The 16,008-nt window shown below is 70.0% G+C and carries 11 protein-coding genes and 1 pseudogene; 11 read left to right on the top strand and 1 reads right to left on the bottom strand.

Annotated features, from left to right (window positions below; genetic code table 11):
- Positions 1-114 precede the first annotated feature (114 nt).
- From OHA89_RS37785 to OHA89_RS37775, 3 genes are all read left to right on the top strand, one after another.
- The gene (locus tag OHA89_RS37785; RefSeq protein ID WP_266616200.1) at positions 115-2,334 is read left to right on the top strand and encodes a glycoside hydrolase family 3 N-terminal domain-containing protein; all 2,220 of its coding nucleotides are present in this window, start codon (positions 115-117) and stop codon (positions 2,332-2,334) included.
- Positions 2,331-3,824 carry a glycoside hydrolase family 43 protein gene (locus OHA89_RS37780; protein ID WP_406368125.1) on the top strand — a complete coding sequence of 498 codons (1,494 nt, stop codon included), beginning with the start codon at positions 2,331-2,333 and terminating at the stop codon, positions 3,822-3,824. Before OHA89_RS37785 ends, OHA89_RS37780 begins: the two co-directional genes overlap by 4 nt.
- A 332-nt stretch (positions 3,825-4,156) precedes the next feature.
- On the top strand, positions 4,157-6,883 hold the full coding sequence (locus tag OHA89_RS37775) for a beta-L-arabinofuranosidase domain-containing protein (RefSeq protein ID WP_406368124.1): 2,727 nt from the start codon (positions 4,157-4,159) through the stop codon (positions 6,881-6,883).
- 106 nt (positions 6,884-6,989) lie between these two features.
- Here the strand turns inward: OHA89_RS37775 and OHA89_RS37770 are convergent, their stop codons facing one another.
- Positions 6,990-8,021 carry a LacI family DNA-binding transcriptional regulator gene (locus OHA89_RS37770; protein WP_266616203.1) on the bottom strand — a complete coding sequence of 344 codons (1,032 nt, stop codon included), beginning with the start codon at positions 8,019-8,021 and terminating at the stop codon, positions 6,990-6,992.
- Between the two features lie 267 nt (positions 8,022-8,288).
- Between OHA89_RS37770 and OHA89_RS37765 the strand changes: the two genes are divergently transcribed.
- The 8 genes and pseudogenes from OHA89_RS37765 to OHA89_RS37730 all read left to right on the top strand — a co-directional run bounded on the left by OHA89_RS37765 (position 8,289) and on the right by OHA89_RS37730 (position 15,995).
- Positions 8,289-9,260: a glycoside hydrolase family 6 protein gene (locus OHA89_RS37765; RefSeq protein WP_406368123.1), complete on the top strand. Its 972-nt coding sequence runs from the start codon at positions 8,289-8,291 to the stop codon at positions 9,258-9,260.
- Positions 9,261-9,375: 115 nt separating this feature from the next.
- Positions 9,376-10,665 carry a glycoside hydrolase family 6 protein gene (locus OHA89_RS37760; RefSeq protein WP_406368122.1) on the top strand — a complete coding sequence of 430 codons (1,290 nt, stop codon included), beginning with the start codon at positions 9,376-9,378 and terminating at the stop codon, positions 10,663-10,665.
- A gap of 396 nt (positions 10,666-11,061) precedes the next feature.
- Positions 11,062-12,504 (top strand): endo-1,4-beta-xylanase, encoded by a 1,443-nt coding sequence (locus OHA89_RS37755; RefSeq protein ID WP_406368121.1) that lies wholly within the window; start codon positions 11,062-11,064, stop codon positions 12,502-12,504.
- 75 nt (positions 12,505-12,579) lie between these two features.
- Positions 12,580-13,017, top strand: a complete 438-nt coding sequence (locus OHA89_RS37750) for an alpha/beta hydrolase family esterase (RefSeq protein ID WP_406368120.1) — start codon at positions 12,580-12,582, stop codon at positions 13,015-13,017.
- A gap of 150 nt (positions 13,018-13,167) precedes the next feature.
- The gene (locus OHA89_RS37745) at positions 13,168-13,848 is read left to right on the top strand and encodes a sugar-binding domain-containing protein (protein ID WP_406368751.1); all 681 of its coding nucleotides are present in this window, start codon (positions 13,168-13,170) and stop codon (positions 13,846-13,848) included.
- Positions 13,785-14,657, top strand: a complete 873-nt coding sequence (locus OHA89_RS37740; protein WP_406368119.1) for a glycoside hydrolase family 2 TIM barrel-domain containing protein — start codon at positions 13,785-13,787, stop codon at positions 14,655-14,657. Before OHA89_RS37745 ends, OHA89_RS37740 begins: the two co-directional genes overlap by 64 nt.
- A pseudogene (locus tag OHA89_RS37735) lies at positions 14,539-14,838 on the top strand (glycoside hydrolase family 2 TIM barrel-domain containing protein); the annotation flags it as partial. The gene OHA89_RS37740 and the pseudogene OHA89_RS37735, both read left to right, overlap by 119 nt.
- Before the next feature lie 80 nt (positions 14,839-14,918).
- Complete coding sequence (locus OHA89_RS37730; protein WP_406368118.1) at positions 14,919-15,995, top strand: beta-galactosidase domain 4-containing protein; 1,077 nt, start codon at positions 14,919-14,921, stop codon at positions 15,993-15,995.
- The last annotated feature ends 13 nt before the right edge of the window (positions 15,996-16,008 follow it).

Genomic DNA, 16,008 nt, shown 5'->3' with positions numbered 1-16,008 from the left:
CAAGCGGCGGCCCTCCGCCTTGCGATGCACCGCACCCCCGGGGGCCCCTCCCAGCGGTAGCTGGGGGAACCGCGACCCGGCAAACCTTCCCGGCCACAGCACTAGGAGAACTCCTTGACCGAGCCCTGGCGTGACCCCCTCCTGCCCGTGTCCATACGAGTCTCCGATCTGCTGAAACGGATGACGCTGGAGGAGAAGGCGGGTCAGCTCGCCGGCTTCTGGGCGCTGCCCTCGGATCCGGGCGCACCCGTCGCGCCGATGGAGGACGATTCCGGCGAGTCCGCGCCCGGCCTCGACGACATCGTCGCCCACGGCCTCGGCCAGCTCACCCGGGTGTACGGCACCGCGCCGATCACCGCGGAAGCCGGGATGGAGCGGCTCGCCTCGCTCCAGCGGCAGGTGACCGGATCCGGCCGGTTCGGGATACCGGCGGTCGCTCACGAAGAGTGCCTGACCGGGTTCATGACGTTCGGAGCGACGGTCTTCCCCGGGCCACTGGCCTGGGGCGCCTCCTTCGATCCCGAGCTCGTGCGCCAGATGGCCGCCGCCATCGGCGCGGGGATGCGGCGGGTCGGCGTCCACCAGGGGCTGGCTCCGGTGCTCGACGTGGTCCGCGACTACCGGTGGGGCAGGACCGAGGAGTGCATCGGCGAGGACCCCTATCTCGTCGGAGCGATCGGCACCGCCTATGTGCAGGGCTTGGAAGGAGCCGGGATCGTGGCGACGCTCAAGCACTTCGCCGGGTACTCGGCCTCGCGCGGCGGCCGGAACATGGCCCCCGTCTCCTCAGGACCGCGCGAGTTCGCCGACGTACTGGTCGAGCCCTTCGTACGGGCACTGCGCGAGGGAGGCGCCCGGTCGGTGATGAACAGTTACACCGATGTGGACGGCGTTCCGGTGGCCGCCGACGAACGGCTGCTGACCGAACTGCTCAGGGGCGAGCTCGGTTTCGGCGGTGTGGTCGTCGCCGACTACTACGCCGTCTCCTTCCTGGAGACCCGGCACGGTGTCACCGGATCGCGCGGCGCGGCCGGCGCGCTGGCGTTGACCGCCGGAATCGATGTCGAGCTGCCCACGGCCCGCTGCTACGGCGAGCCGCTGACCGAACTGGTGCGGTCGGGAAGCCTTCCCGAGGAGCTCATCGACCGGGCCGCGGAACGGGTCCTGCTGCAGAAGGCCGAGCTCGGCCTGCTCGACCCCGGCTGGGAACCCGTCCAACCCGAGCCGGTCGACCTCGACCCGCCGGAGAACCGGGCACTGGCCAGGCTCCTGGCCGAACGGTCCACCGTCCTGCTCGCCAACGACGGCATCCTGCCGCTGCAGCCGTGCCGGGTGGCGATCAGCGGGCCTTACGCCGACGACCCCCAGTCCTTCCTCGGCTGCTACTCCTTCCCCAATCACGTCGCCCTGCCCGGCGACCTCGGTCTGGAGATCCCGACGCTCGGCGAGGCGCTCACCGCTGCCGGGTTCACGGTCACCGAGGAAGATCCGGACGTGAACGTGCTGGTGCTCGGGGACCGGGCGGGCATGTTCGGCCGGGGCACCTCCGGAGAGGGCTGCGACGCCGAGACCCTCGACCTGCCCGGCGACCAGGCCGCACTCGCCTCCGCCGTTCTGGACTCCGAGGTGCCGACCGTCCTGGTGCTCGTCTCCGGACGGCCCTACGCGCTCGGCACACTGGCCGAGCGCGCATCGGCCGTGGTGCAGGTCTTCTTCCCCGGAGAGGAGGGTGGGACGGCGCTGGCCCGGATCATCAGCGGGGCCGCGGAACCGTCCGGGCGGCTGCCCGTCTCGATCCCCCGCCAGGTCGGCGGCCAGCCCGGCACCTATCTGCACGCCAGGCTCGGCGGGCACACCGACTGGAGCTCGGTGGACCCGACCCCGCTGTTCCCCTTCGGACACGGGCTGAGCTGGACCAGCTTCACCTGCTCGGAGCTCTCGGTGGATCCCGTCGCCGCGACGGACGGGGCCGTCGCTGTTTCGGTCACCGCACGCAACGTCGGCGAGGTGACCGGGACCGAGGTGGTCCAGCTGTACCTCTCCGACCCCGTGGCGTCCGTCGTCCGGCCGCAGCGGTGGCTCGCCGGGTTCGCCAGGGTCGAGCTGCGGCCGGGCGCGGCCGCCCGGATCACCTTCTCCGTCCATGCCGACCGGACCTCCTTCACCGGGCTCGACCTGCGCAGAAGAGTGGAGCCCGGGGAGATCGGCGTGGCCGTCGGACGGTCAAGCGGCGATCTTCCGCTCCAGGGCTCCTTCACTCTGGAGGGCCCCGTACGTCACCCGGCGGCCGACCGGGTGCTGTCCGTGCCGGTCGAGATCGTCCCGGTTTCATGACCGGGTTCTCCGGTGATCCCGTGCTGCCCGGGTTCCGGCCCGACCCGTCCGTCTGCCGGGTGGGAGCGGACTACTACCTGGTGACGTCCAGCTTCGAATGGTTCCCGGGCCTTCCCGTGTTCCACAGCCGCGACCTCGTGAATTGGCGGCGCATCGGTTCCGCGCTCGACCAGCCGTCCCAGCTCGACCTCGACGGGTGCGAGCCCTCACGGGGCCTGTTCGCACCGACGATCCGGCACCATGACGGGGTCTTTCATCTCGTCTGCACGCTGATGGACGGCCCCGGCCATTTCGTCGTCACGGCGACCGACCCGGCGGGGCCGTGGTCGGAGCCCCACTGGTTGGACGGTGAGGGCTTCGACCCGTCGCTGTTCTTCGACGACGGGCCGGACGACGGCGACGGGGACGGCGAGGGCGACGGCGACGGCGACGGCCGGGCCTGGTTCACCGCCGCACGAGTCGTGGACGAAGCCGCGGGGCGCACCGAGATCTGGATGCGCGAATACCTTCCCCAGGAACGACGGCTGACGGGACCCGAGCACGTCCTGTGGTCGGGAAGCCACCCGGGCGCCCGATGGTCGGAAGCCCCGCACCTCTACAGGATCGACGGCACCTATCTTCTGCTCACCGCCGAGGGCGGCACCGATGTGGACCACAGCGTGGTGGCCGCCCGCGCCGACCGTGTGACCGGCCCCTACGAGGGCGCCCCCGGCAACCCGTCGCTACCGCCCGCCAAGGGCCCGGTCACCTGCACCGGGCACGCCGACCTCGTCCAAACCCCGAACGGCGAGTGGCGGGCGGTCCTCCTGGGCGTCCGCCCGGGCTCCGCCCTCGGCCGTGAGACCTTCCTCAGCCGGATCACCTGGGACGACGGCTGGCCGGTCTTCTCCCCCGTCGTCCACACCGACCTTCGCCGCCCCCTCCACGACGACTTCGCCACCCTCTCCGCCGACTGGAGCACCCTGCGCACCCCACCCGCCCGGTTCTGGACCACCGGCGACGGGCTCCGCCTCCAGCTCCGCCCCGACCGCATCGGCGAACGCACCACCCCGTCACTGCTGGCCCGCCCCCAGGAACAGCCCGACTGCGACGTCTCCGCCGAACTGCACTTCACCCCCGCCGCGCCGGACGAACAGGCGGGCCTCGCCGTAGTCCTCGACGACGACACCCATCTCCTCTTCCTCCGCACCGCGGAAGGACTCAGCCTCCGACACGGGCCCGACGTCCTGGCCGGCGTTCCCGTCCCCCCGGGCCCCATTCGCCTGCGGGTCCGCATCCGCGGCTTCAGCCACACCTTCGCCCACGCGGCACCCGACGGCGCCTGGCAGGACCTGACCACCGTCGAAGCCACCTTCCTCACCCCGCGCTTCACCAGCATCCAGCTCGGCCTCTACGCCACCTCCAACGGCCGCCCCTCCACCAACCAAGCCCACTTCACGTGGTTCGACATCACGTACCCGAGCCCACAGGAACCGCCAGGCAGGCTCTGAGACCGCTGATGCCGCGGCCAGGTCGCGGTCCGCGTCCGCCACCTGCCGGCTCGCACCTCACCTCCCGCCCAGCCGACCCCATTTGACCGCGGTGTACGTGGCCGCGATGCACGCCGCCGGAGCGGATCGATCGCCTGGAGCAGCTGCGCGCGGTGCGCGGTGCGCGGGCCGGCCTTGTCGGCACCGCCCGTCGAAGGTATTGACACCTCAATTGTGAGCGCTAACACTCGTGCGCAGCAGGCGGCCGCCCCCACCGACCTCGCAGCCGCCGGTTGAAGCCCAACAGCCCTTGTGCGCGGCGCCCTTATCTCTCACGGACCATGGAGTTCGCCATGCCGGTTCCCCCCTTCAGCCGCCGCGCCATGATCAAGGCGACCGGCGTCGCGGCCGTAGCCGCGGCTGTCGGCCCCGTACTCAACACCGTCTCCGCCGCGGCGGAGACGCCCCCGGTCAGGTCCGACGTCGGAGTGTCGACGTTCCCGTTCGACCTGGGTCAGGTCCAGCTCACCAGCAGCCGCTGGCTCGACAATCAGAACCGCACCCTGGCCTATCTCCGCTTCATCGACGTCGACCGCCTGCTGTACAACTTCCGTGCCAACCACCGGCTCTCCACCAACGCCGCGGCCCCGACCGGAGGATGGGACGACCCGGCGTTCCCCTTCCGCACCCACGTGCAGGGCCACTTCCTCACGGCATGGGCCCAGGCCTACGCCGCGGTCGGGGACACCGCCTGCCGCGACAAGGCCGACCGCATGGTGGCCGAACTCGCCAAGTGCCAGGCCAACAACTCCACCGCCGGCTTCTCCGCCGGCTACCTGTCGGGCTTCCCCGAGGCCGACTTCACCAGCCTCGAGGCAGGCACGCTGACCAACGGCAACGTCCCGTACTACTGCGTCCACAAGACCATGGCCGGTCTGCTCGACGTGTGGCGCCTCATCGGCAACACGCAGGCCCGCGACGTGCTCCTCGCGCTCGCCGGCTGGGTCGACCAGCGCACCGCCGTGCTCAGCCAGAGCAAGATGCAGTCGTTGTTGGGCGTCGAGTTCGGCGGCATGAACGAGGTGCTCGCCGACCTCCACCAACAGACCGGCGACGCACGCTGGCTGACCACCGCCCAGCGGTTCGACCATGCGGCGGTCTTCGACCCCCTCGCCGCGAACCTGGACCAACTGAACGGTCTGCACGCCAACACACAGGTGCCCAAGTGGATCGGAGCCGTCCGCGAGTACAAGGCCACCGGGACGACCCGCTACCGCGACATCGCCGCCAACGCGTGGACCATCTGCACCACCTCGCACACCTACGCCATCGGCGGTAACAGCCAGGCGGAACACTTCCGGGCCCCGAACGCCATCTCCGGCTTCCTCGTCCCCGACACCTGCGAGCTCTGCAACTCCTACAACATGCTCAAGCTGACCCGAGAACTGTGGCAGCTGGACCCCGGCCGGGCGTCGTACTTCGACTTCTACGAGAAGGCGCTGCTCAACCACGTCATCGGCGCCCAGAACCCGGCCGACCCGCACGGGCACGTCACCTACTTCACCCCCCTCAACCCGGGCGGCCGCCGCGGCAAGGGCCCGGCCTGGGGCGGCGGCACCTGGAGCACCGACTACGGCACGTTCTGGTGCTGCCAGGGAACGGGCGTCGAGTCCAACACAAAGCTGATGGACTCCATCTACTTCCACGACGGCAGCACCACCCTCACCGTGAACCTGTTCTTCCCCTCCGTCCTGAACTGGACCCAGCGAGGCATCACCGTCACCCAGACCACCTCTTATCCGGCCGACGACACCACGACGCTCAAGGTCACCGGCGGCGTCGGCGGGACCTGGTCAATGCGCGTCCGCATCCCCGGATGGACTTCGGGCGCCACCGTCAGCGTCAACGGCGTCGCCCAGACGGTCACGGCCAGTCCGGGCACCTACGCCACGCTCACCCGGTCCTGGGCCTCCGGCGATACCGTCACCGTGAAGCTCCCCATGCGCGTGGCCCTCCAGGCCGCCAACGACACCCCCGGTGTCGCGGCGATCACCTACGGCCCCGCCATCCTCGCCGGCAACTACGGCAGCACCACACTGTCCTCCCTCCCGGCCCTGGACCCCACCTCGATCACCCGAACCAGCAGCACCGCCCTCGCCTTCACGGCCACCGCCAACGGAACGAAGGTCGAACTCGCCCCGTTCCACGACGCCCAGGGTTTCAACTACACCGTCTACTGGCGGATCGACAGTCCCGGCTTCCGTCTCGTCAACGCGGCCAGCGGACTCGTCCTCGGCATCCGGGACATGTCCACCGCCGACGGGGGCCTCGCTCTGCAGTGGACCGACTCCGGCACCGCCGACCACGACTGGCTCCTCCTCGTCGACGGCACCGCACTGCGGCTGCGCAACCTCAACAGCGGCAAGGTCCTCGGCGTGAAGGACATGTCCACTGCCGACAACGCCCCGATCCTCCAGTGGGCCGACACCGGCACCGCCGACCACCGGTGGACCGTCGTCGACGCCGGCAACGGCTACCACAAGCTTCGGAACGTCCACACCGGCAAGCTGCTCGGCATCGAAGGCGGCTCCACCGCCAACGGCGCCGCAGCCGTACAGGTGCCCGACACCGGCGCCCCCGCCGGCCAGTGGCAGTTCGTCCCCGACGGCGCCAGGCGCATCCAGAACGTCGCCAGCGGGCGGGTCCTCGGTGTGCGGGACATGTCCACCGCCGACGGGGGCCTCGCCATCCAGTGGGACGACAGCGGCACCGCCGACCATCTCTGGACGGCCGCCGTCGACACCGGCGGCCACCTGCGCCTGCGCAACTCCCACAGCGGCAAGGTCCTCGCCGTGGAGAACGGCGGCACCGCCAACGGCGCCCGGATCGTCCAGTGGGCGGACAACGGCACCGCCGACCACCGGTGGCGCCTGCGCCACGGCGGCGGCGACACCTTCAGGATCCAGTGTGCCAACAGCGGCCGCGTCCTCGGCGTCTCCGGCGCCTCCACCGCCCAGGGAGCACAGACCGTCCTCTGGGACGACAACGGCACCAACGACCACCTGTGGCGATTCATCTGACCCGGCGCCGAGTCCCCCGATCGCCCCAGGCCGATCGCGGCAACGGGAAATCGAGTGGGAGGCGCTCCCGTCAGATCGGGCCGACCCTGTCGGCAGCGCCCACCGGTCAGGCGGACGCGGGCAGATCGGGGGCGGACTCGCGCACGGTCAGGCGGGTCGGGAGGATCAGCGGGCTGGGGCGGTGTCCTTCGATGGCACTGACCAGCATCCTGGCCATCTCCTGCCCCAGCGCCCGCACCGGCTGGTGGACCGTGGTCAGCGGCGGGCTGGTGTGCCGGGCGCTCGCCAGGTCATTGAAGCCGATCACCGCGACGTCCTCGGGCACCCGAAGCCTCCGTTCCCGCAAGGTGCGCAGAGCGCCGATGGCCATCGCGTCGGAGGCCGCGAACACCGCGTCGGGATCGGGGTGCGCCCGGAGCAGTCGCTCCATCGCCTCGGCGCCGCCGTCCTCGGTGAACTGCCCGGGCTCGACCCCGAGCAGCGGCAGGCCGGACAAGGTCAGACCGTCGGTGAACCCCTGCTCCCGCGCGACGGAGGCCATGGCGTCCACCTGGCCGGTGATCATGACGGGCCGCCGGCGGCCCGTGCGCGCGAAGTGCTCGGCGGCCAGGCGGGCACCGCCCCGGTTGTCGGCGTCCACGTACCACGTAGGCTCCCCGATGAGCGGGAGTCCGCCGAAGACGACGGGGAGATCGACCTCCTCGCCCAGGCGTCCCAGCGGATCGTCGCCCCGCAGCGCCATCAGCATGACGCCGTCGGCCCGGCGGGAGCGCAGCAACCGCTCGAACCTCTCCCGGCCACGCGGGGTGTTGGCCAGCAGCAGGATCAGTTCCAGTTCGGTCTGCTCCAACGCCGCGCTGACGCCGACGATGACCTCCGCGAAGAACGGGTCCGCAAACAGTCCCGGCTCGTCGCTGGAGACCGCCAGCACCACCGCTCCGACCCTGCGGGTCGCCAGGGCCTGAGCGGACGGATTGGGCACGAAATCCAGCTCGCGAACCGCCCGTTGGACCGCCTCCCGTTTGGCGCGGCTTACGTGCGGGGCGTTGTTGATCACCCGGGAGGCCGCGGTGCGCGACACACCGGCTCGTGCAGCCACCTCGTCGAGAGTCGGCATGCGCTTGGGTGACGGCTCCATGGAAGAACTGCTCCTCGGGCTCACGCGGACGGCGAACAGCGGCCATGATTCCATGCACCGCCCCGGCTTCGGACCTGCGCGCGGATATCGCCCTCGGTCTCGATTTGGTAGCGCTTCCAACCTATCGCGTCATACCGGCCATGGCGGCAGTTCTGTGTTCAACCTATTGACACACCCTGGCGACGGACCCAATCATCCCATCAGCGCGGTCCGACCCACAGCAAAACTGGAAGCGCTTCCACTTCCCCACCTACCGGAGGAAGAACCATGCGCATGTCCGTCCGAGCTGCATCCGCCCTGCTGGCCGGTGTCCTCGCCACCGGTCTCGCCCTGATCAACGCCGGCCCGGCGTACGCCGCCGACCCGACCACCATGACCAGCGGCTTCTACGCCGACCCCGACAACTCCGCCCTGCGGTGGGTCAACGCGAACCCCGGCGACGGGCGGGCGGCGGCGATCCGGACGTCCATCGCCAACACCCCGGCAGCCCGCTGGTTCGGCAACTGGAGCGGCGACATCGGCACGGCCACCGGCGCCTACGTAGGCCGCGCGGACTCCTACGACAAGCTGCCGATCCTGGTCGCGTACAACATCCCCAATCGGGACATCTGCGCCGGTCACTCCGGCGGCGGCGCCGGGAGCCGCGCCGCGTACGACGCCTGGATCGCCGCCTTCGCCAGTGGCATCGGCAGCCGCCCGGCCGTCGTCGTCCTCGAACCCGACGCGCTCGGCCACGAGAGCTGCATGACAGCCGATCAGATCGCCGAGCGCAACGCCATGCTGAAGAACGCCATCGCCCAGTTCAAGGCCAAGGCACCCAATACCTGGGTCTACCTCGACGCCGGGAACCCCGGCTGGATCGGCGCCTCGACCATGGCGCAGCAGCTCGCCGCCGCCGGTGTCAGCGGGGCACGCGGCTTCGTGCTGAACGTCTCCAACTACTTCACCACCGACCAGAACACCTCCTACGGCAACGCGGTCAATTCCGCCCTGGGCTCCTACGGCTACACCAAGCCGTTCGTCGTCGACACCAGCCGCAACGGCGACGGTTCCAACGGCCAGTGGTGCAACCCCGCCGGCCGCCGGACCGGCACTCCCAGCCAGCGCGGCGGCGGTGCCGAGATGCTGCTGTGGATCAAGATCCCCGGCGAGTCCGACGGCAACTGCGGCGTGGGGGCCGGCTCCTCGGCGGGACAGTTCCTGCCGGAGGTCGCCTACAAGATGATCTACGGCTACTGACGCACCCCTCGCCTCCCTTCCCTGGCCGAAGGCCGGACCCCGGCGCCGGGCCGGGTCGACCCCCGCGGTCCGACGTCAGGGCCTGCCACCCGAGCACCCCTACCAAAGGAACCCCGTGCGCATCCCCCTGCACCGATTAGTCCTGGCAGCGAGCGCGCTCACGCTGCTCCTCGGCGCCGTCGCCCCGGCCTCTGCCGAGGCGAGCTCCGCGCCGGCCTCCCACACGCTTCCCGCGAACACCCGCTTCTACGTCGATCCCGACAGCGACGCGGCCCACCAGGCCGTCACCGACCTCCTCCACCGGGACTTCGAGGGCGCCAAGTCCATGGCGAGACTGGCCAGTTGGGCGGAGGCCGCCTGGTTCACCGACGGCACCCCGGAGCAGGTCGAATCCCGCGTACGCGACCTCGTGCGCCGGGCCGAGCGAACCCGGACGGTTCCCGTCCTGGTGGCCTACGACATCCCGCTGCGCGATTGCTCCCAGTACTCCTCCGGCGGTGCGCAGTCGGACGCCGAGTACCAGGCCTGGATCAGCGCCTTCGCCCGGGGGCTCGGCCGCAGCAAGGCCGTCGTCATCCTCGAACCGGACGGGCTGGCCAACCTCCCCTCCGACTGCGGTCCCGGCAGCGACCCCACCGGCGCGATCACCACAGGACGCTTCGCCGACCTCAACCACGCGATCGACGCCCTGGAGCGGCAGCCGAACAGCGTCGTCTACCTGGACGCCGGCAACAGCCATTGGCGCAACGTCGGCGACATCGCACAACGCCTCCTCCAGGCCGGTGTCACCCGCACCCAGGGCTTCTCGCTGAACGTCTCCAACTATCTGGCCACCGATCTGTCCACCCACTACGGCACCTGGGTCTCCCAGTGCCTATGGTTCGCCACCAAGGGCCCGGACTGGGCCAAGGGGCACCCCGACTGGTGCGCGAGCCAGTACCACTCCCCTTCAGCACCGAACGACGGGCAGCCTGGAAACTCCGTGAACGTGGACGACCCGTCCACCTGGCACTGGACCGACCTGTGGTTCCAGCAGAACGTCGGTGCCCCGCCCGCGCAGGAGCTCACCCACCTCGTCGTGGACACCAGCCGCGACGGCCGGGGCGCCTGGACCCCGCCCGCAGGCAAGTACAGCGGCGATCCGCAAACCTGGTGCAACGCTCCCGGTCGCGGCATCGGCGCCCGGCCGACCGCGAACACCCGCGTCCCGCTCGTGGACGCCTACTTGTGGATCAAGACCGTCGGCCAGTCCGACGGCCAGTGCAACCGCAACATCCCGGGCGGCACCATCGACCCGGAGTACGGCGTCGTCGATCCCGCGGCCGGTGTGTGGTGGCCGGAGCAGGCCAAGTCCCTCGTCCGGAACGCCGACCCCGCACTGGAGTTCAACACGGTCCTGCGCTGACACCAGAGATGCGAACTGAAGGAAATACCCGTTCATGGCGGGATCTCTCCTCAGGGGCCGCCGTTCTGATTTCGCCTGAGCTTTCATCAGCAGTCCAGTCGAGCGATCCTCATCGAAATATTTTCGATGAGGATCACTCTATGAAAGGCGGCTATTGGGCTATTCAGAGGGTGGGGATTCTCGAAACCCTTTCGAAACTCTTGACATGTTTCAGCGGTGTTTCCAGACTAAGGCCCGAGGCGGTGTCCCCCGTCTGTGTCCTGGTGCCGGGTGCAGGCCTTGGATCTTTACGCCCTGGCGGTGAGCGTCCTTTATCAATGGACGCGGGCGTCGTTCACGCCGATTCACTCGGCCGCACTCCAATCCTTCCGTGATTTCTGTCCTGGAGGCTCTTTCATGGGCTCACATGCCATTCCCCCATCCACCGTCCGCCGGAAGATCGGCGTTCTTCGTACGGCCCTGGTCGTCGGCGTCCTCGGTTCGGCGGCCATGCTGGTGGCGCCGCTGACCTCACACGCCGCCGAGAGCACGCTCGGCGGTGCGGCGGCGCAGAGCGGCCGTTACTTCGGCACCGCCGTCGCCTCGGGCAGGCTGGGCGACTCGGCGTACACGACGATCGCGGGCCGCGAGTTCAACATGGTGACGCCCGAGAACGAGATGAAGATCGACGCCACCGAACCCCAGCAGGGCCAGTTCAACTTCGCCGCCGGTGACCGCGTCTACAACTGGGCGGTGCAGAACGGCAAGCAAGTACGCGGCCACACCCTGGCCTGGCACTCCCAGCAGCCCGGCTGGATGCAGAACCTCAGCGGCAGCACGCTGCGCCAGGCGATGACCAACCACATCAACGGCGTGATGGCCCACTACAAGGGCAAGATCGTCCAGTGGGACGTCGTGAACGAGGCCTTCGAGGACGGCACTTCGGGAGCCCGGCGGAACTCCAACCTGCAGCGCACCGGCAACGACTGGATCGAGGTCGCCTTCCGCACCGCGCGCGCCGCCGACCCGGCCGCCAAGCTCTGCTACAACGACTACAACGTCGAGAACTGGACCTGGGCCAAGACCCAGGCCATGTACGCCATGGTCCGGGACTTCAAGCAGCGCGGCGTGCCGATCGACTGCGTCGGCTTCCAGTCCCACTTCAACAACGACAGCCCGTACAACAGCAACTTCCGCACCACCCTGCAGAGCTTCGCCGCCCTCGGCGTCGACGTGGCCGTCACCGAACTCGACATCCAGGGCGCCTCGGCCACGACCTACGCCAACGTGACCAACGACTGCCTGGCCGTCCCGCGCTGCCTCGGCATCACCGTCTGGGGTGTGCGCGACACGGACTCATGGCGGTCGGAGCAATCGCCGCTGCTGTTCGACGGCAACGGCAACAAGAAGCCCGCCTACACCTCGGTGCTCAACGCACTCAACGCCGGTTCCTCCACCCCCACTCCGACCCCCACACCCGGTTCCGGACAGGTCAAGGGCGTCGGTTCGGGCCGCTGCCTGGACGTGCCCGGTGCCAGCACCACCGACGGCACCCAGCTCAACCTGTGGGACTGCAACAACCGCACCAACCAGCAGTGGTCGTACACCGCCGGGGGCGAGCTCAAGGTCTACGGCGACAAGTGCCTGGACGCCGCCGGCACCGGCAACGGCACCAAGGTCCAGATCTACAGCTGCTGGGGCGGCGACAACCAGAAATGGCGCCTCAACTCCGACGGATCCATCGTCGGAGTCCAGTCCGGCCTCTGCCTGGACGCCGTCGGCAACGGCACCGCCAACGGCACCCTGATCCAGCTCTACTCCTGCTCGGGCGGCAGCAACCAGCGCTGGACCCGCACCTGACGACCTGACACGGCGAAAGGCGGCAAGGCGCTGGACGTCATTGGCCCAGCCGTTGTCGAGGCCCTGGGGGGCGACATGATCCGGCGGATCGAGGGCGGCCTCTGCGTCAACACGGCGCAGCGTTTCGCCACCGGTTTCAGCTGGGGCGGCGGGATGAGCCACGCACTCGCACGCACCCGGGCCAACGTCTTCAGGGCTGTCGCGGTCAACTCCGGCGGCGAGATCAGCGGGTGCAGCGGCGGCGCCCAGCCCATCGCCTACTTCGGAATTCGCGGCGTCAGCGACTCTGTCCTCAACATCGCGCAAGGACGTTCCCTGCGCGACAGGTTCGTCAGCAACAACGGCTGCACCTCCCAGAGCCCGCGCGAGCCCGCGCCGGGCAGCCGGACGCACATCACCACCACCTACTCGGGCTGCCGTGCCGGGTACCCGGTCCAATGGGCCGCCTTCGACGGAGGCCACTTGCCCGGTCCGGTCGACGGCTCCTCCAACGAGAGCGGTGTCACGACCTAGACCAAGGAAGACATCTGGAGGTTCTTCGCACAGTTCCAGTGACACGCCCGCACCACGGAGTGGAGCCAGGATCATCCTGGCTCCACTCCGTCGTCGTCCCTCGATGGCACCGCTTCCCGCAAAACGCCTTTCGATAGTACGGTCGCGCGCATCACCTACGACCGCCGGTGGATTCCGCATGTCCGCACGCTATTTCGAGGACTACGCACCCGGCCGCGGCAGGGCGGCGCCGCGCGCGGCCCTGGACTCCGATGCCCGCAGAATCGACCAACGGGGACTGGGCGTTCCGGTTCTCGCCTGCCCTGCGCCCGGGTCTGGCTCAACGGCCGCGAGCTGGGCGTCACCTACGGCAGCCGCCTGCCGACCGAGTTTGACGTGACCGAGCTGCTGCGGCCCGGCCGCAACGTGCTGGCGGTGCGGGTGCACCAGTTCTCCGCGGGCACCTACCTGGAGGACCAGGACACCTGGCGCCTGTCGGGCATCTTCCGCGACGTGTCCCTGCTGGCCCGTCCTGAGGGCGGCATCCGGGACGTCTTCGTGCACGCCGACTACGACGCGGACACCGGCGCGGGCCGGCTCCGGGGAGGCCGACGCGGACGCGCCGGTGCGGATCGACATCCCGGCCCTCGGGATCCACGACCAGCCGGTCGGGACCGAGTTCGCCTTCGCGGCGGTACGGCCCCTGAAGTGCGGAGGGTCCGCAACTCTACGAGGCGTACCTGGCCACCGGCAGCGAGCGGGTCCGGATCCAGATCGGGTTCCGCAGCGTGGCCGTCGACGAGGCCGGGGTGCTCCGGGTCAACGGCCGCCGGGTGGTGCTGTGCTGCGTAAACCGGCACGAGCTCGACCCCGATCACGGCCGTGCGCTCTCACTCGAAGCGATGCGCCGTGACGTGGAGTTGATGAAGCAGCACACCCTCAACGCGGTGCGCACCGCGCACTATCCGCCGCATCGCGCATTTCTCGACCTGTGCGACGAGCTCGGGCTGTGGGTCATGGACGAGTGCGACCTGGAGACCCCCGGCTTCGAGAGCGTCGACCCGGAGCGCTGGCAGCGCAACCCCTCCGACGACCCTCGGTGGCACGACGCTTACCTGGACCGCGTCGAGCGGACCGTGGAACGGGACAAGAACCACCCGAGCGTCATCCTGTGGTCGCTCGGCAACGAAGCCGGGGACGGCCGCAACCTTCGGGCCATGTCCGAGTGGGTTCGGCGGCGCGACCGGTCCCTCCCGATCCACTACGAGGGCGACCGGCTCGGCGAGTACACCGACGTCCACGGCGAGATGTACCGCCCGACCGCCGCCGTCGCCCGGATCGGACGGGGGGAGCTGCTGCCTGGCGAGGTCTCCTACCCGGCCCGCGCCGGCTCCGGCGACCCGGCGGACGACCCGCGCAACGGCAAGCCCTTCCTGCTCACCGAGTTCGCCCACGCCATGGGAAGCGGGCCCGGCGGGCTCGCCGAATACCTTGAGCTGTGCGGCAAGTACCCGCGGTCCAGGGGGCTACGTCTGGGAGTGGATGGACCAGGGACTGCGCACATACGACGCCCAGGGGCGCGAGTTCTTCGGCTACGGTGGAGACTTCGGCGAGGACCTGCACGACGGCAACTTCATCTGCGACGGCCTGGTCCTCCCTGACCGCACGCCCTCTCCGGGTCTCCTGGAGTACGCGAGGGTGATCGCCCCCGTCCGAATCGGCCCCGGCCCTGAGCCGGGCACCCTCGAGGTGGAGAACCGCTACGAGGTGCTGGGCCTGTCCCACCTGCGGTTCACCTGGTCGCTGGCCCGCGGGGGGATCGAACTGGACCACGGCGTGCTGCCCACACCCGAGCTCGCGGCCGGGCAGCACGGCCCGCTGCCGCTGCCCCGGCGGGACCCTCCCCCAGCTATCGCTGGGAGGTGCCCCCAGGGCGGGGAGGACGGCGGGGCGAGCTCTGGCTCACCGTCCAGGCGGAGCTGGGCAAGCCCGCCAACTGGGCCCCCGAAGGTCACGTGGTCGCCTGGGGACAGCTCCAGCTCTCCGCGACGGGTCGCCACCGGCCGATCGGCCTACCGGGCCCGGCCCGCGGCGAGGGCGCGCACATTCTGCTCGGCCCTGGCCGCTTCGACCGGACCACCGGAGCTCTGCTCTGCATCGGCGACCTTCCCCTCCGCGGACCACGGCTGAACCTGTGGCGCGCCCCTATCGACAACGACCGTGGCTGGTCCCAGCGCGACGCCGCCTACTGGAAGGACCGCGGGCTGGACCGGCTACGGCAGCGCACCGTCTCCGTCACCCCTGACGCACACGGCATGACCGTCGTCGTCCGCAGCGCCGCCGCTGCGGGCAGCTCCGGCTACCTCACCACCTACCGCTGGGACGGCGACGGTGACAGCCTGCGCCTGCGGGCGCACGCCGAACCCGTCGGCCACTGGCCCGAGCGAGGCGACGATTTCCACGACACCATGGTGGACCCGGTACTACCGCCGGAGGAATACCAGGATCTGCTCCGCAGGGACAGGTCCCGCTCACTGGCCCGCATCGGACTCGACTGGGAGATTCCCGCTGGCTGGTCCCAGGTGGAGTGGTTCGGTACGGGCCCGGGTGAGGCCTACCCCGACTCGCGTCAGGCAGTTCGCGTCGGACGTTTCCGCGCGACCGTGGACGAGCTGCAGACGCCCTACGTGCGCCCCCAGGAGAACGGCAACCGTGCGGACATCCGCTGGGCGACCTTCACCGACGAAGCCGGTAACGGACTGCGCGTCGTGGGCGAAGAACCGTTCCATTTCATCGCGCGCCGGTGGACCGACCAACAGCTCGACACCGCACGGCACCACAGCGATCTCGTCCCGGGCCCGGTGATCCACCTCCACACCGACCACGCTGTCCAGGGCCTCGGCAGCGCCGCTGTGGGACCCGGCGTCCTGCCTCAGTACCGGCTCGAACTCACGTCGGCGGACTTCGCGTTCATCCTGACTCCCCTGCAGCAGAGCTGAGACCACCGAGCGG

This window comes from Streptomyces sp. NBC_01546, assembly GCF_045208355.1.
Lineage (GTDB): Bacteria > Actinomycetota > Actinomycetes > Streptomycetales > Streptomycetaceae > Streptomyces.
Note: the sequence above shows the minus strand (reverse complement) of the source record. Positions and strands in the feature narration are given on the sequence as shown.